At 59.2% G+C, this 19,669-nt stretch carries 15 protein-coding genes; 7 read left to right on the top strand and 8 right to left on the bottom strand.

What is annotated here, in order from left to right; genetic code table 11:
• Positions 1-50: 50 nt before the first annotated feature.
• Positions 51-1,928: an ABC transporter ATP-binding protein gene (locus tag Q0903_RS00685; protein ID WP_299411906.1), complete on the bottom strand. Its 1,878-nt coding sequence runs from the start codon at positions 1,926-1,928 to the stop codon at positions 51-53.
• Positions 1,929-2,108: 180 nt separating this feature from the next.
• Here Q0903_RS00685 and Q0903_RS00680 point away from each other — a divergent pair, with 180 nt between their 5' ends.
• Entirely contained in the window at positions 2,109-3,317 is a 1,209-nt protein-coding gene (locus Q0903_RS00680; RefSeq protein ID WP_299411903.1) for an aminotransferase class V-fold PLP-dependent enzyme, read from the top strand.
• On the opposite strand, the gene Q0903_RS00675 is transcribed toward Q0903_RS00680, so the two are convergent.
• Both Q0903_RS00675 and Q0903_RS00670 read right to left on the bottom strand, forming a co-directional pair.
• A complete protein-coding gene (locus Q0903_RS00675) occupies positions 3,314-3,490 on the bottom strand; it encodes a hypothetical protein (RefSeq protein ID WP_299024092.1) in 177 nt (58 codons plus the stop codon). The genes Q0903_RS00680 and Q0903_RS00675 overlap by 4 nt on opposite strands.
• A 52-nt stretch (positions 3,491-3,542) precedes the next feature.
• Positions 3,543-4,658 carry a pyridoxal phosphate-dependent aminotransferase gene (locus tag Q0903_RS00670; RefSeq protein ID WP_299411901.1) on the bottom strand — a complete coding sequence of 372 codons (1,116 nt, stop codon included), beginning with the start codon at positions 4,656-4,658 and terminating at the stop codon, positions 3,543-3,545.
• A gap of 97 nt (positions 4,659-4,755) precedes the next feature.
• On the opposite strand from Q0903_RS00670, the gene Q0903_RS00665 reads away from it, so the two are divergent.
• Together Q0903_RS00665 and Q0903_RS00660 are read left to right on the top strand one after the other, a co-directional pair.
• Positions 4,756-4,923, top strand: a complete 168-nt coding sequence (locus tag Q0903_RS00665) for a twin-arginine translocation signal domain-containing protein (RefSeq protein WP_299411898.1) — start codon at positions 4,756-4,758, stop codon at positions 4,921-4,923.
• Positions 4,924-4,996: 73 nt separating this feature from the next.
• Complete coding sequence (locus Q0903_RS00660; protein ID WP_299411896.1) at positions 4,997-5,785, top strand: crotonase/enoyl-CoA hydratase family protein; 789 nt, start codon at positions 4,997-4,999, stop codon at positions 5,783-5,785.
• Positions 5,786-5,871: 86 nt separating this feature from the next.
• Here Q0903_RS00660 and Q0903_RS00655 read toward each other — a convergent pair whose 3' ends face one another.
• Positions 5,872-8,964 (bottom strand): valine--tRNA ligase, encoded by a 3,093-nt coding sequence (locus Q0903_RS00655; protein WP_299411894.1) that lies wholly within the window; start codon positions 8,962-8,964, stop codon positions 5,872-5,874.
• A gap of 214 nt (positions 8,965-9,178) precedes the next feature.
• Between Q0903_RS00655 and Q0903_RS00650 the strand changes: the two genes are divergently transcribed.
• Together Q0903_RS00650 and Q0903_RS00645 are read left to right on the top strand one after the other, a co-directional pair.
• Positions 9,179-11,476, top strand: a complete 2,298-nt coding sequence (locus tag Q0903_RS00650) for a xanthine dehydrogenase family protein molybdopterin-binding subunit (protein ID WP_299411891.1) — start codon at positions 9,179-9,181, stop codon at positions 11,474-11,476.
• A 37-nt stretch (positions 11,477-11,513) separates the two neighbouring features.
• On the top strand, positions 11,514-12,542 hold the full coding sequence (locus tag Q0903_RS00645; protein ID WP_299414441.1) for a DUF2235 domain-containing protein: 1,029 nt from the start codon (positions 11,514-11,516) through the stop codon (positions 12,540-12,542).
• Between the two features lie 46 nt (positions 12,543-12,588).
• On the opposite strand, the gene Q0903_RS00640 is transcribed toward Q0903_RS00645, so the two are convergent.
• Both Q0903_RS00640 and metF read right to left on the bottom strand, forming a co-directional pair.
• The gene (locus Q0903_RS00640) at positions 12,589-13,071 is read right to left on the bottom strand and encodes a PaaI family thioesterase (protein ID WP_299411889.1); all 483 of its coding nucleotides are present in this window, start codon (positions 13,069-13,071) and stop codon (positions 12,589-12,591) included.
• Positions 13,072-13,182: 111 nt separating this feature from the next.
• Positions 13,183-14,049, bottom strand: coding sequence for a methylenetetrahydrofolate reductase [NAD(P)H] (gene metF / locus Q0903_RS00635; protein WP_299411886.1), 867 nt, complete (start codon positions 14,047-14,049; stop codon positions 13,183-13,185).
• 106 nt (positions 14,050-14,155) lie between these two features.
• On the opposite strand from metF, the gene Q0903_RS00630 reads away from it, so the two are divergent.
• On the top strand, positions 14,156-15,061 hold the full coding sequence (locus tag Q0903_RS00630) for a LysR family transcriptional regulator (protein ID WP_299411884.1): 906 nt from the start codon (positions 14,156-14,158) through the stop codon (positions 15,059-15,061).
• 113 nt (positions 15,062-15,174) lie between these two features.
• Here Q0903_RS00630 and Q0903_RS00625 read toward each other — a convergent pair whose 3' ends face one another.
• The gene (locus Q0903_RS00625) at positions 15,175-17,337 is read right to left on the bottom strand and encodes a cytochrome P450/oxidoreductase (protein ID WP_299411882.1); all 2,163 of its coding nucleotides are present in this window, start codon (positions 17,335-17,337) and stop codon (positions 15,175-15,177) included.
• The gene (locus tag Q0903_RS00620; RefSeq protein WP_299411880.1) at positions 17,334-18,146 is read right to left on the bottom strand and encodes a coniferyl-alcohol dehydrogenase; all 813 of its coding nucleotides are present in this window, start codon (positions 18,144-18,146) and stop codon (positions 17,334-17,336) included. Before Q0903_RS00620 ends, Q0903_RS00625 begins: the two co-directional genes overlap by 4 nt.
• 332 nt (positions 18,147-18,478) lie before the next feature.
• On the opposite strand from Q0903_RS00620, the gene pobA reads away from it, so the two are divergent.
• Complete coding sequence (pobA, locus tag Q0903_RS00615; protein ID WP_299411878.1) at positions 18,479-19,648, top strand: 4-hydroxybenzoate 3-monooxygenase; 1,170 nt, start codon at positions 18,479-18,481, stop codon at positions 19,646-19,648.
• Positions 19,649-19,669 lie beyond the last annotated feature (21 nt).

Raw genomic sequence — 19,669 nt, 5'->3', positions numbered from 1 at the left:
CGTGACACCGTACTGCTGCCTTTAGCAGATGTTCTCGCAAAACCCGCTGGTTAGCTTCCGAAGAAATGTTGACCGATCCGTTGTAGCAGACTGGGCTGTTGTTCAGGCTGCGGACCATCGCTGCGGTGTGACGTGCGGCCACGACGGTCTGATACGGTTTTGCCATCTTTGAATTGTAGACGGTAGAGGTCGGCGTAAATGCCGCCACGCGCCAGCAGTTCCTCATGCGTGCCTTCGTCCACAGCGCGACCACGGTCCATCACGATGATCTTGTCCGCATTGCGGATGGTGCTGAGACGGTGTGCAATCACCAGTGTTGTGCGCCCCTCGGACAAGCGATCAAGCGCGTCTTGCACCACCTGCTCTGATTGAGCATCCAGCGCGCTTGTCGCCTCGTCCAGCAGCAACACTGGTGTGTTGCGCAGGAGGGCGCGCGCAATCACTACGCGTTGGCGTTGCCCCCCCGACAGGGCAGAGCCGCGCGGCCCGACATGCGTGTCGAGGCCGTTTTCCAGCTGTGGCAAAAAGTCAGAGACAAAGGCTGCGTCAAGGGCTGCTTGCAGTGCCTCATCCGACACATCTGTTCTGCCAAGTACGATATTTTCGCGCAGGGTTTCATCGAACAAAAGCGCCTCTTGGCTGACGACAGAGAATAGCGTTCGCAGATCGGGAATTGCCATTTCGGTCGTTGTGACACCTCCAATGCGCACCGTACCCGATGTCGGGTCCAGAAGGCGGGTCAGCAGATTGAAGATCGTTGATTTACCCGCGCCTGATGCCCCGACCAACGCGGTTGTTTGGCCCGCTGGCGCCGTAAGTGACAGATCATGCAGTACTTGTGTCTCGCCAAAGGACAGATTTACGCGATCAAGGGTAATATCCGCATCGCCCAGCGGTGCTGGCACTGGCGTTTCGGGAGACGTCAGGTGCAAGGGCGCGTCCATCAGCTCTTTTATGCGCTCAAGTGCGGCAGCGGCGGTCTGCCATTGACCACTGATCGCCCCCAGACGGCGCAGTGGATTGAAGGTAAAACCCATCGCCGTAAAGAAAGTCATGAACTGGCCGATTGTCTTGTCACCCGAGATAATCTCGGAACCTCCATAAAGGATTACAGCCATGAACCCGATCCCCGAGATGATATCAATCATAGCAGGTATGGCCGAACTGCCGAAGGCTGTGCGCACTTCGGTAGAGACAAAGCGTTTCGTTATCTCGCGGTATTGGCGGGACTGATAGCTTTCCAGTGCGTTGAGCTTGATTTGCACAATGCCGTGGAATACCTCGTCCAGCCGGGTCGACAGGCTGGCGCCCAGATCGCGCGCTTCACGCGCACGGCGGCGCACGAAGCGCTGGGCAAAGGCAGCAGGCAGGACCATGACAGGGATGCCGATACAGGCCAGCAATGCCCATACCGGATCAATGGAGATGGCCACACCCAGCAGTACCAGAAGGCCGATGAAATCGCGCCCTGCACCGGTAATGATTGCGCGCCAGACATCACCGACAGCATTTACATCCGATTGCACACGCTGGATCAGAAAGCCGGGCGGGTGGGACTGATGGAACGCGCCATCTTGCTGCATCATGCGGTCCAGCAGATCAATCCGCATATCCGCCGCTGAACGTTGGGCGATACGTGTCAGCAATACCTTTTGCGCAACACCTGATATGGCGCGGACCACAAAGATACCGATCAGCACAAACCCCACGATCAACAGCCAAGACTGCTCTCCAGCTACGAAAACGCGGTCGAACATTGGCTCCATCAATTTCGCCATAGCCCCGAGGCTCGCGCCCTCCAACACCATGAACATCACCGCAATGGCGAGCTTGCCTATGTGCTTGCGCAAGTAGTCACGCCAGAGCCAGCGCATCAGCACGCCCGAGGTATAAGTCTGTCCGCTGCTGGGAGGGGTGTCGGTTTTCATCTGGGTCGCGGTGTCCTGTTGGGCTGGCCTATAGCAATAGGCGGTGCGCCGTTCGGCAGACCTTAATGCCCGCGCAGGTAAGGAGCAAGCGCGCGGCGTGATTGACGGCGGGTCGGCGCAGGCTATGGTTGCAAGAGACGCTGTGCCCGCCCGCGCGATAAATATATAGGATTCAAACGTATGTCACCCAAAGCAAACCTGTCACATGGTCGTGGATACCTTGCCATTCCTGGCCCTTCGGTAATGCCCGAAGCGGTTTTGCAGGCCATGCACCGCCCTGCGCCCAATATTTATGCGGGTGAGTTGGTGGATATGATGCCGGGCATCATGGATGATCTCAAACGTGTCGCACGCACACAGCACTATGCTGCTATTTATATCGGCAACGGTCATGCGGCATGGGAGGCGGCACTGGCCAATGTGATCGCGCCTGGCGACCGCGTGCTGGTCCCTGCGACAGGGCGCTTTGGCATCGGTTGGGGCGAGATGGCCGAAGGCATTGGTGCCGATGTTCAACTGATTGATTTTGGTAAATCATCCCCCATGGATCTAGAGGTTATCGCGCAGGCCTTGGACGATGATAAGGATCACAAGATCAAAGCCGTGCTGGCCGTGCATGTCGATACATCAAGCTCGGTTTTGAATGATATCAAGGGGGTGCACGACGTTTTGGATGCAGCGGGCCACCCCGCACTGCTTATGGCCGATTGCATCGCTTCGCTCGGATGTGACCGTTTCGAGATGGATGACTGGGGTGTCGATGTCATGGTGACGGGCTGCCAGAAAGGTCTGATGGTACCGCCCGGATGCTCCTTTGTGTTCTTTAACGACCGTGCACAAACCGTGCGCGATGCCATGCCGCGTGTCAGCCGCTATTGGGACTGGGTGCCGCGCAGCACGGCCACGGAATTCTGGCAGTATTTCAACGGGACGGCGCCCACGCACCACCTCTATGGACTGCGTGTCGCACTAGACATGATCCATGCCGAGGGGATCGAGCAGGTTTGGGCGCGGCATACTGTCTTGGCCAACGCGATCTGGGCCGCATGTGATGCATGGGGCGTGGGTGGTGATCTGCGCATGAATATCGTCGATCCCGCTTGCCGCAGCACTGCTGTCACGTCCCTGCGTCTCAACGGGAATGACGGCACCCGCTTGCGCGATTGGGTCGAGGGCCAACTGGGGCTAACGCTGGGCATCGGGCTTGGTATGGCAGAGCCGGGGGATCCGGCGCGTGATGCCTATTTCCGTTTGGGCCACATGGGCCATGTAAACGGTCAGATGATCATGGGCCTTTTGGGGGGGATGCAGGCAGGTCTGACAGCCCTCGATATTCCGCATGGCAGTGGCGCGCTGGAGGCGGCGGCAAAAGTGATTGGCGGGCGCTAGCCGCGCCGCGCTTCGATGTAGCTGATAACGCGGTTTATGCACCAACCCGTTACAGCGACCGCAATCAAGCCCCAGATGGCCCAGATCGCCACAAAGACCCATGCGATATTGACGCCAAACATGACGATACAGGCTTGTGTGAAATTGGGCGCGCTGCCTTGTGAATGACGCATCGTTTGTCTCTCTGCTTGTCCGGTACTCAGGATAGCGCAGAAATTCCTAACGTCAGCTTTTTTCTGCTGCGGCCGTGGCATCAGAAAGGGCTTGGGGCAAATGCGCTGCCAGCCTGTTCAGCATGTCCTCCGTGCCGCAGCTGATCCGGATACAACGGTTCTGCGGGGCAACAAAGGGCATCCGCACAAAGATGCCTCGCGCGATCAATCCATCCAGAACGGCCTTGGCAAAGCCTGCATCACGTCCGCAATCAAGTGTGACAAAATTTGTGGCAGAAGGCAGTGGCACCAGCCCGTTGTCGCGCGCGATCTGAGCGATACGGTTGCGGGCAGCGTCGATCTCCTGCTGGACCTGCGCCAGATAATCCTGATCGGCAAGCGCTGCCAAAGCGCCTGCTTGGGCTGCGCGGTTCATGCCGAAGTGATTGCGTACTTTGTGAAACGCCGAGATGAGATCGGGGTGGCCGATGGCATACCCCACACGCGCACCAGCCAGTCCGTAGACTTTGGAAAATGTCCGCATCCGCATCACACGCGGATCATCTGCGGGCAGGGGCAGGGCTGTGCCTTCGGGCGCACATTCGACATAGGCCTCATCAAGCACAAGCAACGTGCCAGCGGGCAAATCCGCCATTGCAGCAGCAATGTCTGCGCCTGTGTGGTGGCTGCCCATCGGGTTGTCAGGATTGGCCAGATAGACCAGCTTTGCATCTACCTCGGCTGCTTTTGCAAATAGCTGCGCAGGAGATTCGTGATCGTCCATATAGGGGACCGTGTGCAACACACCGCCAAACCCCGCGACATGATAGTTGAATGTGGGATACGCGCCCGCTGAGGTGACAACAGCATCGCCTTGCCCCACAAACAACCGTACCAGATATCCCAAAAGCCCGTCGATGCCTTCGCCAACCATAATGTTTGCGGATGTGCAGCCGTGGTGCAGAGCAAGGGCCGCACGCAGGTCATGGCTTTCGGGGTCGCCGTACATCCATTGGGGTGTCTGTGCCATGGCCTCTGTTGCGCGGGGCGAAGGGCCAAAGACATTCTCATTTGCGCCTAGCCGCGCATCAAACGCTAGCCCGCGTGCGCGCTCCTGTGTTTCCGGCCCCACAAAGGGAACGGTGGCGGGCAAGGAATGTGCAAGCGGGGTGAGGCGAAAATCTGTCATGCGCCCAGTTAAGTCGGGCGGGGTTGCGGGGGCAAGCCCTTGTAACGGATTGAAATGCTGCCTAAATGAGAATGGATCGCAAATACGGGAGGCAGATATGGCCAAACTAACAAGACGCGGGTTTATTGGCACCGCCGCTGCGGCAGGTGCGTTGCGCGGTGCGGGTGTGGCGGTAGGTAAACCGCCGATGCGCAGGATCCTGACGCTGGTGTACGACAAAAGCCTTGGAATGATGCGCGCGGTCGAACGTGTCGTACCGCGGTAAATGCCGCTACGTTTTGCTGGTGTGGTGCGGCGGCATCTGCTGATGTGGGCAAAACCCTATCGGAGGAAAGCCCATGTCCCGCGTCTCGGTCACTTATAAAGATCACATTGCCCATGTTCGCCTGACCCGCGCGGATAAGATGAATGCGGTCGATCAGGATATGATCACGGCAGTTATTGCTGCTGGTAACGAGGTTGCGGCCTCTGACGCGCGTGCAGTGGTTGTTTCCGGCGAGGGCAAAGCGTTTTGTGCTGGCATCGATATCTCGGGGCTGTCGGGGATGATCGGCAAAGACCCTGCCGAGCTGCTGATGCCGCGCACCCACGGTGATGGTACGACAAACCAGTGGCAGGAATTTGCCATGGTCTGGTCGCGGATGGATATCCCCGTGATTGCTGCGGTGCATGGTGTCTGCTTTGGTGCGGGCATTCAGTTGGCGCTGGGGGCCGACATCCGGATAGCATCGCCAGATGCGAAATTCGCGGTGATGGAGATGAAGTGGGGTATCGTGCCGGATATGGGCGGGATGGTGTTGCTGCCCCGCCTCGTGCGCTCGGACGTATTGCGGCGTATGACCTACACAGCAGAGCCTGTGGGCGCCGGGCAAGCAGAGCGCTGGGGGTTGGTGACCGAGATTGCGGACGATCCGATGGCGGCTGCGCAAGCATTGGCGGAGACCATTGCAGGCAAGAGCCCGTCTGCCATTCGTGCGGCCAAGCGGTTGATTGATGTGGCGGAAACAGCGGATGCGGTAACAGTGCTGGACGCGGAATCGCGCGAGCAGGTGGAGCTCATCGGCAAGCCGCACCAGATGGAGGTTGTCGCGGCTGCCTTTGGGAAGCGGGCGGCGGTTTTCGACTAATTGCCGGCCGTACTTTTGGTAGGTACGGGATTGAGTTTAAAGGAAAAATAAAGAAGGGCGCAGCGGGAAGGCTGCGCCCTGAATTGTTAGCCGATCTCGGCGAGGCGGTCCATTGCAGCTTGCAGCTGGTCGGCCTCTTCTTGGCGCGCAGCGAGGTTTTCCTGAGCTTCTGCTACGACCTCAGGAGGGGCAGATGCGGCAAATTTTGGGTTCTTGAGGCGACCGTTCAGACCGCCGATTTCCTTGGCGAGTTTGTCGAGGGATTTTTGCAAACGGGTCTTTTCCTCGGCGATGTCGATGATGCCTTCGAGGGGCAAGCCGAACATCGCGCCCGCAGCAGAGATAGCGACTGTGCCCTTTGGGAATTCATCCGCTTTATCAAGGGTTTCTACCCGCGCGAGGCGTTTCATCATCGTCTCGTTGTTGTCCCATGCTGCTTGGGCTGCGGCGTCCATTTCGGTGACGATCATGGGCACTTTGAGACCTGCGGGGACGTGCATCTGGGCCCTTGCGGAGCGGATGTTTTCGATGAGGGTGATGACCCAGTTCATCTCGCGATCAGCTGCCTCGTCGAGCAGGTCGGCGGTGGTGTAGCTGGGCCAGTCGGCATGGACGAGCATCTTGTCGCGGTTGGCGGTCTCGCCCCACAGCTCTTCGGTGATGAAGGGCATGATGGGGTGCAGCAGGATCAGGCATTGATCCAGCACCCAAGCCATTGTTTCGCGTGTCTCTTTTGCCAATGCGCCTTTGCCGTCATCGTCTTGAAGTAGGGGTTTGGACAGCTCTACATACCAGTCGCAAACCTTGCCCCAGACAAAGGCATAAAGGGCGCTGGCGGCGTCGTTGAAGCGGTAGGTGTCGAGGGCGGCATCAACTTCTTCGCGGACGCGGGCCGTCTCTCCGATGATCCATTTGTTGAGCGTGGCACGGGGTGCCATTGGTACACCCCCTGTACACCCCCCGTGCACCCTTTCGGCGTCGAACACGCCGTTCATTTCGGCGAATTTATGGGCGTTCCAAACCTTGGTGCCGAAGTTGCGGTAGCCTGCGATGCGCGCGGCGTCGAGCTTGAGCGCACCGCCGAGGGACGCCATGGCGGCGTTGGTGAAGCGCAGGGCGTCTGCGCCGTACTCATTGATGATCTCAAGCGGGTCGATGACGTTGCCCACGGATTTGCTCATCTTCTTGCCTTTGGCATCGCGGACGAGGCCGTGGAGGTAGACCGTGTCGAACGGGATTTTGCCCGTGGTGTCGAGCTGCATCATCATCATGCGGGCAACCCAAAAGAACAGGATGTCCTGACCTGTGATGAGATCGGAGGTGGGGAAGTATTTTTGGAGCGCCTCCGTCTCCTTGGGCCAGCCAAGGGTGCCGATGGGCCAGAGGCCGGAGGAGAACCATGTGTCTAGGACGTCGGGGTCGCGCTTTAGGCGAACTTGAAACGGCTCGTTGCCATGCCTCATGCCTACGCTCGCCGCATCAGCGAACGCAGCGATTTTATCATCATCTTCTGCGGACCATTTCCCTTTGGCATCTACAACATTAGCGGAGGAGCCATAATGTGCTTTGGCTATTTCGATTGCTTCGTTCTCAGAAGCAGCACAGAACGGTTCCCATTTACCCAATTGAATGGCGCCATTTTCGATTACTGGCCCATACCAAACCGGAATCTGATGCCCCCACCACAGCTGGCGGGAGATGCACCATGGCTCGATGTTGTCGAGCCAGTTGTAGTACACTTTCTCGCCGCTCTCGGGCATGATTTTCACGTCGCCATTGCGCACGGCGTCGAGGGCGGGGCCTACGATTTGGTCGGTGTCCACGAACCATTGGTCGGTGAGCATCGGCTCGATCACGACTTTGGAGCGGTCGCCGAAGGGCTGCATGATGGGCTTGGACTCGACGTAAGGAACGGTCTCGGTCACGTCCGATTTGTTGCCGTCCTCGTCTTTTACCGTGCGGGTCACGTCGTGCATCACGGCGAGGCCCTCGGCGGTGATGTCTGCCACGACTTTTTCGCGGGCCTCAAAACGGTCTAGGCCACGGTATTCGTCGGGGACGAGGTTCATGGCGGCGATCATGGCCTCGTCGAACTCCTGCTCGCCGTTGGCAATTTTCTGGGCCACGGCGGCTTCCTCGGCGTAGGGTTTGCCGTCGGCGCGCATGGCGGCGCGTGTGTCCATGAGGTTGTACATCGGGATGTTGTTGCGCTTGGCCACTTGGTAGTCGTTGAAGTCATGCGCGCCTGTGATCTTTACTGCGCCCGAGCCGAAATCCTTGTCGGGGTATTCGTCGGTGATGATCGGGATCAGGCGGCGGAGTGCCTTTGGGCCGACAGGAATTTCGCAGAGTTTTCCGATTATTGGGGCGTAGCGTTCATCTGATGGGTGAACGGCAACGGCACCGTCACCGAGCATGGTTTCGGGGCGGGTTGTGGCGATAGAGATATAGTCGCGAGTCTCGCGCAGGGTCTCGTTTCCGTCCTCGTCCTTCTCGATGTATTCATAGGTTGCACCACCCGCGAGCGGGTATTTGAAGTGCCACATATGACCGGGGACTTCGGTGTTCTCGACTTCGAGATCGGAGATTGCAGTCTCGAACCGAGGGTCCCAGTTTACCAGCCGTTTGCCGCGGTAAATCTTGCCCTCGTTATACATCTGTACAAAGACTTTGATGACCGCGTCGTGGAAGTTGGGGGAGTTCTCGTGACCGACGCGCGTGTCAAAGGGCGCGCCCGACATGGTGAAGGCGTTGCGCGACCAGTCGCACGAATTGCCCAGACGTTTCATCTGGCCAATGATCGTGCCTGCTGTTTCTTCTTTGTACGCCCATGCGTGTTCCAAAAACTGCTCTCGGGAGAGATCGGTGCGTTTGATCTGGCTCTCGGCGAGTTTGTTTTCCACAGCAAGTTGCAGGGCGATGCCCGCGTGGTCCTGACCCGGCTGCCAGAGCGTGTCAAAGCCGCGCATACGGTGCCAGCGCACGCGGATATCCTGCAAAACATGGTTGAAGGCGTGGCCCACGTGTAGCGAGCCGTTGACGTTGGGCGGCGGGATCATGACGCAGTATGTTTCGTCGCGCGAGGCGTTGGCGCCTGCTTTGAATGCGCCTGACTGTTCCCAAGCGGCGTAAATGCGGGCTTCGGCCTGCTGTGCGTCGAATTTTTTGTCCAGTGCCATGGTGTGGCTCCCGTCGGTTGCGTTTGGTCGTTGATGTAGCCGAGGTTGGAGCAGAGGGGAAGGGTGTGCGGCGCTGCTGCTGCCCCGCGGGCCGCAGATCGCCCCGCCCACCGTCCCCAGCCGCATTCGTGACGTTATGTGGTGACTGGACACGGGGGGCTGGGCCGCTAAGTTCTGGGCAACAGACGGACGCAACACTTTTGGGAGCAGACACATGGAAAAATTCGGCAAAAGCCAACCGATCAAGCGGGTCGAGGATGTGCGGTTTCTGACAGGTGAGGGGCGTTACGTGGATGATATCGCGCCGAAGGATGCGCTGCATGCCTATGTCTTCCGCTCGTCCGTTGCGCATGGGGATATTGCCGAGCTGGATGTGAGTGAAGCGCGCGAGGCCGAGGGAGTGCATCTGGTGTTCACCTGTGCGGATCTGGAAGCGGCGGGGGTGAACATCGCCATGAGCGGTGCGATCCTGAAGAACCGTGATGGCAGCGATGCGGCATCGCCGCTGCGGCCGATGTTGGCCAAGGGGCGTGTGCGGTATGTGGGCGAGCCTGTGGCGATGGTGGTCGCTGATACCTACGAGCAAGCGCGGGACGCAGCCGAGTTGATCATGTTCGACGTGGACGAGCTGCCCGCCAAGATCGCGCTGGAGCGTGGCGGCGAGGCGTTGCATGCGGAGGCAGGGGACAACTGTGCGTTTGACTGGGGCATGGGCGATGAGCTTGCCACGGAGGCTGCGTTCAAAAAGGCGGCGCGGACGGTGGCGCTGGAAGTGGATGACAACCGGATTATCGTCAATTCGATCGAGCCGCGCGGGTGTTACGCGGAGTGGGACGGCACACGTCTGCATCTGGCCAACAACGGGCAGGGTGTCTGGGTGCATAAGGGCAATCTTGTCAAGGCGTTCGGTCTGGACGAAGAGGACGTGCGTGTGACCAACCCTGATACAGGCGGCGCTTTCGGAATGAAGGCAATGGCCTATCCCGAGTACTACCTGATCAGCCATGCCACGCGAGAGCTTGGCCGCCCTGTGCGCTGGATGTCCGAGCGGACCGAAGCGATGCTGAGTGACAACGGGGGGCGTGATCTGGTCTCGGTCGCGGAGCTGGCGTTCGATGAGAACAACAAGATCACCGCCTACCGCGTGCGGACCAAGTGTAATCTGGGCGCATACAACAGCCAGTTCGGCCAGCCGATCCAGACCACGCTTTTCAGCCGTGTTTTGATGGGTTGCTATGACGTGCAGACGACATGGTTGCAGGTTGAGGGATACTATACCAACACAGTGCAGGTTGACGCCTACCGCGGCGCGGGGCGGCCCGAAGCGATTTATGTGCTGGAGCGCGTGATGGACCGTGCGGCACGTGAGTTGGGTGTTGATCCGTGGGAGCTGCGGCGCATCAACTTTATCAAGCCGGACCAGTTTCCCTATGCCACCGCCACGGGCGAGACCTATGACGTGGGCGATTTTGACAAGGTGCTGACGCGCGGCGCGGCCGAGGCAGATGCGGGCGGGTTTGAGGCGCGCAAGGCGCAGGATGCCAAGCGCGGGTTGCTGCGCGGACAGGGGATTTGTTACTACATCGAGAGTATTCTGGGCGATCCGACCGAGGGGGCGAAGGTCAACTTCCTTGAGGACGGGACTGTTGAAATCCTTGTGGGGACGCAATCGGGCGGGCAGGGGCATGAGACGGTCTATGCCAAATTCCTGAGCGACCAGACGGGCATTCCGCTGGAAGCGATCCGTGTGATCCAGGGCGACAGTGACCTGATCAAGACAGGTGGCGGCACGGGCGGATCCCGCTCTGTCACAACACAGAACAATGCAACGCTGGCCACGGTGAGCAAGATCAAGGAAGAGTTCACCGCGTTTCTGGCCGAGGAAATGGGTGTGCCTGCTGCCGAGATCAGCTTTGATGATGAGCGGTTCCGTGCAGATGGTTCCAACCTGACGCCTACGATGCTGGAAGTGGCAGACATGGCGCGCGAAAAAGGCCGCGACGATCTGCTGACCCAGCATGAGCGGGCAACACTGGATGGCCGCAGCTTCCCCAACGGGGTGCATATCTGCGAAGTTGTGATCGACCCCGAGACGGGGATTGTCACCACCGACCGCTACACTGTCGTTGACGATTTCGGAAACCTTATCAATCCCTTGCTGGCCGAAGGCCAAGTGCATGGTGGCGTGGTTCAGGGCATCGGGCAGGCCGTGCAGGAGCGTGTAGTCTATGACGAAGACGGTCAGCTGCTCACGGCATCGTTTATGGACTATGCCATGCCAAGGGCGGCTGATGTTCCCTATATCTCGTTCACGAGCGAGCCTGTCCCCTCTACGGCCAATATCATGGGCATGAAGGGCTGCGGCGAGGCGGGAACGGTTGGCGCGCTGGCGGCTGTCTCCAATGCTGTGCAGGACGCGTTGTGGGACAAGGGCGTGCGACAGGCGGACATGCCGTTTACGCCGCATAAGGTTTGGGAGTTGCTGCAAGGTGAGGTCATCGCTGCCGAATAAATCTGACGGGTCTTGGGTGGCGCGGCTGTTTGGCCGTCTGTGGCGGCGGCCTGACAGCGACACCACAACGCGGCGTCCGCAGGGCGGGCGCGGGCCGCAGACCCATCTGGTGATCTTGGACGGGACGATGTCCACGCTCAAACCCGGATGCGAGACGAACGCAGGCCTGACGTACCGATTGGCGCAAGAGTTGGGCAGTGCGGTTTCGATTTACTATGAACCGGGATTGCAATGGCGCGACTGGCGCAGTCTGCGCGATGTGGCCATGGGGCGCGGCATCAACCGTCAAATCAAGCGCGCCTATGGCTATCTGGCCTCGCGGTATCGTGCGGGGGATCGCATCTATCTGATGGGGTATTCGCGTGGCGCTTATGCGGTACGTTCGCTTGCGGGGATCATTGACCGCGTGGGGTTGCTGCGCAGCGATTGTGCGACCGAACGGAACATCCGCCAAGCCTACCGTCTGTATGAATGTGACCCTGACAGTGAAGTCGCGCAGGCGTTCGGGCGGCTGCATTGCCATGACGAGGTTCCGATAGAGCTGATTGGCGTTTGGGATACGGTGAAATCACTAGGGCTGAACGCGCCTGTGCTGTGGCGGCTGAGCGTGGCGCGCCATGCGTTTCACAATCACGCGCTGGGTGCTTGTGTGAAACGCGGCGCCCATGCACTGGCCCACGACGAGACGCGTGTGGCCTATAGACCTGTGCTATGGGACAGTGACCCCGACCACCCTGCGCAGATCACGCAGGTCTGGTTTCGGGGCAGTCATGGGGATGTGGGCGGACATCTGAACGGGCGGCATGCAGCGCGGCCTTTGTCCAACATTCCGCTGGTCTGGATGCTGGAGCAGGCGGCGGAGGCGGGTTTGCCGCTGCCAGTGGGCTGGGAGGGGCGATTTGTCTGTGACCCCGCTGCGCCCTCTATCGGTACATGGGCGGGCTGGGCCAAGCTGTTTGTGACACGGCGCAAGCGGGTGGTGGGGGCTGACCCGTCCGAAACGGTGCATCATACGGTGCAACAGGCACCGTCACGCAGAGCCAAGATAGCAGCCGCGTCAGTGTAACGCCCAAGTGGGTAGTCCGGAGTTTTTGAAAAATCCGGTCAGTCTGTCAGGTGATTTTCATCACGATGCATGTGGTGGAGCCTGTGGCGTAGAGCTTGCCATCCTCCACGCCTCTGATCTCGCCATGGGCGACACCTGTGGAGCGACCCACGTGATCGGCGGTGCCGATGCAATCTATCTGCATGCCCAGCGGGATGGAGCGCAGGATATTCACCTTGTATTCCAACGTCGTATAGACCGAGCCGCGCGGCACGCGTGTCATCACGGCGCAGGCCATCGCGGAATCGAGCAAGGTGCCGTACCAGCCGCCGTGCACGGTGCCCATGGGGTTGGTCACGTTGAACTGGGGCGCGCCGCGAAACACGCAGCTGCCTTCGTCAACGCTGTGGAGCGTATAGCCCATGGTGGCCCCGATGGGTGGCCCCGGATTGGTGCCGTCGAGGATTTTCTGCATGAATTCCAGCCCCGAGAGGGCCAATGCTTCGGACTGGCTGAGCAGCTCGTCGGGTGAGGTGGCGCGGCGTGGCATAGGGTGGCTCCGGCTGGGGGTGTTGGGCCAAGCCTAGAGCCAGTCAGCGCCGACGTGCAAGGTGTGACGCGGCGTTGGATTGCCACGCCACAGTGTCTGTTGAAGGAGTGGTCAGGCCACGTTGGCCAGCGAGGACTGCGGCGTGACCCCCAATGCGCGGCAGACATTTCGCGTCAGGTCGGGACGGTTAAGCGTGTAGAAATGCAGCGCATCCACGCCTTCATCCATCAAGGTGCTGCACATCTCGGCGCATAGCGCAGTCGAGAGCAATTCGGTCCTGTCATCACGCTCGGCCTTTGCATAGGCATCCTCCATCCATGCGGGGATTTTGGTGCCGCAGCGGATCGCGAATTTGCGGGCGGCGGCCCAGTTGGTGATGGGCAGGATGCCCGGAATAATCGGCTGGGTGATGCCCGCGGCGGCGCATTGATCGCGAAAGCGCAGAAAGCTCTCTGGCTCAAAGAAGAACTGGGTAATCGCCTCATCCGCGCCGGCGTCGAATTTGCGTTTGAGGTATTGGATGTTGGCGTGCTGGCTGGCCGCATCGGGGTGGCAATCGGGGTAGGCACCGACGCGGATGGTGAATTTATCCAGCAGGGCCAGCGCCTCGATCAGCTCTACCGAGTTTTTGAAGCCGTCCGGATGGGGGATAAAACGGTCGGTGCCGTCTTGGGGATCGCCGCGCAGGGCGACGATGTCGGTCACGCCTGCGGCGTGGAATTTCTCGGCCTGTTCCATCGTTTCAGCGACACTTGCGCCCACGCAAGTGAGATGCGCCGAGACAGGGAGTTTGGACGTGCGGTGCAGCACATGGGCAGCATCGTGGGTCAGATCGCGGGTGGTGCCGCCTGCGCCGTAGGTGACGGAGAAAAAGCGCGGAGCCAGCGGGGCAAGGGCCTGCGCCGTGTCCCACAGGCGGAAGGCAGCATCGACGGTTTTCGGCGGGAAGACTTCGAACGAGACGGCAGGCAGGTGCATGGTGCTGTTCCTTGTTGAATTACCCTCTTGTCGCATGGGACGCCCTGTGAGACAAATTCATAACATTCATCTTTTACATGAGGCGCGCCTCATATCGGGAGCAGCTATGCACATCGAGTTTCGGCATTTGCGAACCATTCAGGCAATTCACCGTGCGGGAGGTCTGGCACGGGCGGCAGAGATGATGAACATCACCCAGTCCGCGCTGAGCCATCAGGTAAAGGGGCTGGAGGATCAGGCGGGCGTCGAGCTGTTTGTGCGCCGCTCCAAGCCATTGAAGCTGTCTCCCGCAGGGCAGCGGCTGCTGAAACTGGCCGAGCAGGTTTTGCCTCAGGTCGCGGCCTTGCAGGAGGAGTTCAGCGGGCTGCGCGATGGCAGTGCCGGGCGGATGCATATCGCGATTGAGTGTCATGCCTGTTTCGAATGGCTTTTCCCTGTGCTGGAACAATTTCGGCGCAGCTTTGGCGAGGTGGATGTGGATATCCGCCCCGGTCTGGCGTTCGAGGCATTGCCTGCGCTGTTGCGCGAGGAGGTCGATCTGGTGATTTCAAGCGACCCTGAAGAGATCGAGGGGGTCGAGTTTATTGAACTGTTTGATTATCGCGCTGTTTTTGTGGCCTCCAGTACGCACCCGCTTGCGCAAAAAGAGTTTGTCGAGGCAGAGGATTTTCGTGGCCAGACCTTGATCACCTATCCTGTGGAGCGCACGCGGCTGGATGTGTTCAGCCAGTTGTTGATCCCCGCCAAGGTGGAGCCTGCAAGCATCCGTCAGGTTGAACTTACAGCGGTGATCTTGCTGCTGGTGGCGAGCAATCGTGGCGTTTCGGTATTGCCCGACTGGGTGGTGCGGGAGGTGAAATATTCGTCCGATTATGTCACGCGTCCCCTGACGCGCGATGGCATCACCCGCAGGCTATATGCGGCGATCCGCAAGGATGATCGCGAAAAGGCCTATATGCAGGAACTGCTGGGGCTGGCGGGTAAAGAGGCGCGCAAGCTGCAAGCGGTGTAACGGTGCGCAGTGGTATAGCCGTGAAGGCGCAAGTGCTGTCTGCATGAGCCGCCCGAGGCAGTTCGGGGGAGTAGATCTTGGGCGGGCTTTGTGCGGCGCAGTTATTTCAAGGATCACAGGTCCAGCACCAGCTTTTTGGTTTTAGAGCGTGAGCAGCATACGGTTATCTGAGTGTTCGAGGCTTTCTCAAGATCGGTCTGCACCAGATCGCGGTGATCTGGCATGCCTTCTGCCACGGCTGTCAGGCAGGTACCGCACACGCCTGATTGGCAAGAGACCCGCACGTGGATGCCGTTTTCCTGAAGTTTTTGCGAGATCGTTTCGCCCGGTTGCACATCAAAGGTTTTGCCTGATCTGCGTGCAACCACAGTAAAGGCTGCGCCATCGGTGTTCACTTCGGCGCCGAAACGCTCAAGATGGATACACCCCGCTGCCCATTGCTTATTCTCGGCTGACTGCACTATGAAATCCATAAACCCGTTAGGCCCGCAAACATAAAGGTGATGGTCGTGCGCGGGCGATGAGAGTACTGCGTTGATGTCCATTTTTTGATCATCCGGGCCAGTGTCGATATGCACCTGCACCTTGCTGCCAAACTGTGCCAGCTCATCCATAAAGGCCAGCCTGTCAGCCGTGCGCCCGCAATAGTGCATTTCCCATGACGCGCCCGACGCCTCTAGTGCGTAGGCCATATTCAGCATCGGTGTGATGCCGATCCCGCCTGCAAATAGCACCGTATGCGCCACGTGTCTGACCATGGGAAAGTTGTTGCGGGGGCGGCCGATCCTTATGCTCTGGCCTTGGGTGAAATCCGTGTGAACAGCTGTTGATCCGCCACGCGATTTCGGATCGAGCAGGATGCCGAGACGGTATTTTGATCTGTCCGCAGGATTACCTGTGAGGGAATATTGCCGGATCAGTCCGGATTTCACATAAACATCCACATGCGCGCCAGCGTCATAGGCGGGCAGGGCGCTGCCATCAGTGCCGACCAGTTCCAGCCCGATAATATCGGTGGCCACATCGGTGCGTTTTGCCACTGTCACATCCAGCCACGCAGAGGTTTCGGCTGTGGTTTCCTTTTTGTCGTCTTGCAGGATTTCCGCAGCCAGATGGACCTTTACGGGCATACTGGCGAAAGCGCGGATTGTGTTGTTCATCGCGACAACCGGCTCTGACAACATCTCGAACCGCGTGACACGGCGGCGCAGCGCCTCGATCAGCAGAATAATCTCGCGGCGGGCGAGGTGCATGCCCATGCACATATGCACACCTTGGCCGAAACCGAGGTGGTCATGCACATCACGGGTCACGTCATAACGGTCAGGGTCGGGGAATTTGCGGTGGTCGCGGTTGGCCGAGGCATAGATGACGATCACGCGCTTGCCTGCGGTTATGGTATGGCCTGCGATTGTGCTGTCCTCAACCGTGTAGCGGGTAAAGGCGCGGATCGGGGTCGCCATACGCACGGCCTCTTCGACGGCATTGGGGATAAGGCTGGCATCCTTGCGGATCAGGTCCCATTGGTCGGGATGATCGGCGAAGAATTTGATGATCTGGCCTGTGGTGGAGATGGTCGTGTCGAGCGAGGGATTGATATAGTCGCGCATCAGTTGCGCGCATGTCTCGTAGGAGATGCCGCGCTCGGGGCCGACCTCAAAGATACGTTTGGCCCAGCCGCCGTCTTTCAGTTTTTCGGGGCGGCCGTATTCGAGGAGGAAATCGCGCAGGTTTGTGAGGTCTTTGAAGGCCTGATCCGTACGGGCATTTTCGGTGCCGAACAGGTTGAAGGTGGCCGACGCCCATTTGAGCATCTGGTCGCTGTCCACGGGCAGGCCCACCAGTTCGGCCACGATGGTGACAGGCAGAAATTGGGCAAAATCCGCGATGGCGTCAAATTCGCCCCGCTGGCAGAGCGTGTCGATCAGCCCGTTGGCGGAGGAGACGAGCAGCGGTTCGATGTCCTTAAGTGCGCCAGGCAACAGTGGTTCGGAGGTCACGGCGCGGGTTTTGTCATGCTCTGGCGGGTCGGAATTGAGGGTAGAGCCGACGAGGATGTCGTTCACCTTCTGGATCGGCGACACCCCGCGCGAGCTGACAAACCGCAGGGGCTGGCGCAACACTTCGCTGACCTCGTTGTAGCGGGGCAGCGCGTACATGTCGTGTCGCGGCAGATAGACGACGGCCCCCATTTCGCGCATTTGCGCATAGACGGGGTAGGGATCAAGGATCACGTCATCGGAGTAGAAATCAATATCGAGGGAGGGCGTTTTCATGGGGCATCGTGTTGCGTAGACTGGCGAAGCACGTCCAGACCCATGGCATCGGACTGATTGAACGACCCCATGCCACCGTCAATCGCGATATCCGCACCTTTGAGCCAGTTGGCGGCGGGCGAGAGGACAAAGGCGGCGATTTGTGCGATTTCTTCGGGCGCACCGGGGCGGCCTGCGCGGGCCACGTTCCTGGCCATCTTGTCGCCGAAGGCTTTTTGGAAATCTGCCAGAATACCTGTGGCAATGCCGCCCGGACTGAGGGAATTGATGCGCAGGCCCCTGTTCACCATCGCTTCGCTTTCGGCGACGGTCCACAGGATCATCGCCTCTTTGCTCAGGTTATAGCAGCGCGTGGCGTCGATGCCTTCGGCGGCGATGAACGCAGCAAGCTGGCTTGTGCTGGTCAGTGCGCTGAGGCGTTTGACCTGTTCAACCCCTGTGGGCCAGCCATGGCCTGCGCGGCTGGCCATGTTCACAATCGACGCGCCTGCGCGCATATGCGGGACCATTGCTGCGGTAAAGGCGCGCGTCCCGAGGAAGTTGACCTGCAAAATCGCCGCTTCCAGCCCGTCGCGCGGGGGCAGGCCAGCATTGTTGCACAACCCGTCTAGAGGCGTGTCGATGGCCGCAGCCGCCGTGGCGATGCTGCTTGGGTCGCTGAGATCCAGCGGAATAAAGCGGTCTATGTTGGTTTGTGTCTTGTGGATGTCAAAACCGATGACTGTGTGGCCCTGCTCTTTCAGGATACGGGCCAGCTGCGCGCCGATGCCACTTGCCACACCTGTCACTGCGTATGTTGATAGTCTCATTTTGCGCCTCCCTTGGTCCTTGCACGACAATAGGGGCAGACGGGTGAAAATTGACAGCAATGAAAGCGCAAGGTGGGAACGCGAAGAAGGGAGCGAGAGTGGTGCTGCTCTATGCAGGCAAAGCGATCTGGGACGAGGCGGTAGCGCGGGGGGGCTGGCTGTTGTCTGGCAGGCAGGGGGGCTATGTTGCGCCAGCGCTGGGCGCAGTCCGGTGACCTGAACGCACGATCTAATCCGCCGCGTTATCATTTTGCATTCGCAATGGTGGAAATTACCATTTCAGGTATCTAAAAATTTATGAAAGATGCAACCTGCAAAGACGGGGGAACGATATGAAAACGCAGGTGGCAATTATTGGTGGTGGGCCGTCCGGCCTGCTTTTGTCGCAGCTATTACACACACGCGGCATCGACAGCGTGGTGCTGGAACGCAAGACCAAGGATTATGTTCTGGGCCGCATCCGTGCCGGCGTGTTGGAGCAGGGGCTGGTAAAGCTGATGGAGGAGGCTGGCTGTGCTGCGCGTCTACATGCGGAGGGAATCGTGCATGACGGCACGCTGGTGTCTTATGGCGACGAGATGTTCCGCGTTGATTTCACCGAACACACAGGCACACCGGTTATCGTTTATGGCCAGACCGAGGTGACGCGGGATCTGTATGATGCGCGCGAAAAAGCGGGCGGGAAGATCGAGTTTAACGTCGAGAGCGTGGTGATTGAGGGCGCGGATACGGATGCGCCGCGCATCCGCTATACAGTCGAGGGAGACGAGCGGCAGATCGAGTGCGACTATATCGCGGGGTGCGACGGCTTTCACGGGGTCAGCCGTCAGGCCATCCCGCTGGATGTGCGCAAGGAGTATGAAAAGGTTTATCCGTTTGGCTGGCTCGGTATCTTGTCGGAAACGCCACCTGTGAACCATGAATTGATCTATGCCAATTCGCCGCGCGGCTTTGCCCTATGCTCCATGCGCAACGAGAACCTGAGCCGCTATTACATACAGTGTTCGCTGAGCGACAAACCCGATGACTGGACGGACGAGGCGTTCTGGCAAGAGTTGAAACGCCGTATTCCTACCGAGCAGGCAGATGTTCTGGTCACGGGACCGAGCATCGAGAAATCCATCGCGCCGCTGCGGTCTTTTGTGACCGAACCGATGCGCTGGGGACGGTTGTTTTTATGCGGTGACGCAGCCCATATCGTGCCGCCTACGGGTGCAAAAGGGCTGAACACTGCTGCGTCTGACGTGCATTACCTGTTCAACGGCCTGTGCGATTTTTATGAAAATGACAGCACTGCGGGGATCGACAGCTATTCCGAAAGAGCACTGGCGCGCGTCTGGAAAGCCGAGAGGTTTAGCTGGTGGTTCTCGTCGCTGATGCATACCTATCCCGATCAATCGGAGTTTGATCTGAAGATGCAGTTGGCCGAGATCGAATTTTTGCGCTCCAACAAGGCAGCGCAGCAATCTATGGCCGAGAATTATGTGGGGTTGCCCTACTGATGCTGGGTTTTCATGCCTCTC

The sequence above is a fragment of the uncultured Sulfitobacter sp. genome, assembly GCF_947502895.1.
GTDB lineage: Bacteria > Pseudomonadota > Alphaproteobacteria > Rhodobacterales > Rhodobacteraceae > Sulfitobacter.
Note: the sequence above shows the minus strand (reverse complement) of the source record. Positions and strands in the feature narration are given on the sequence as shown.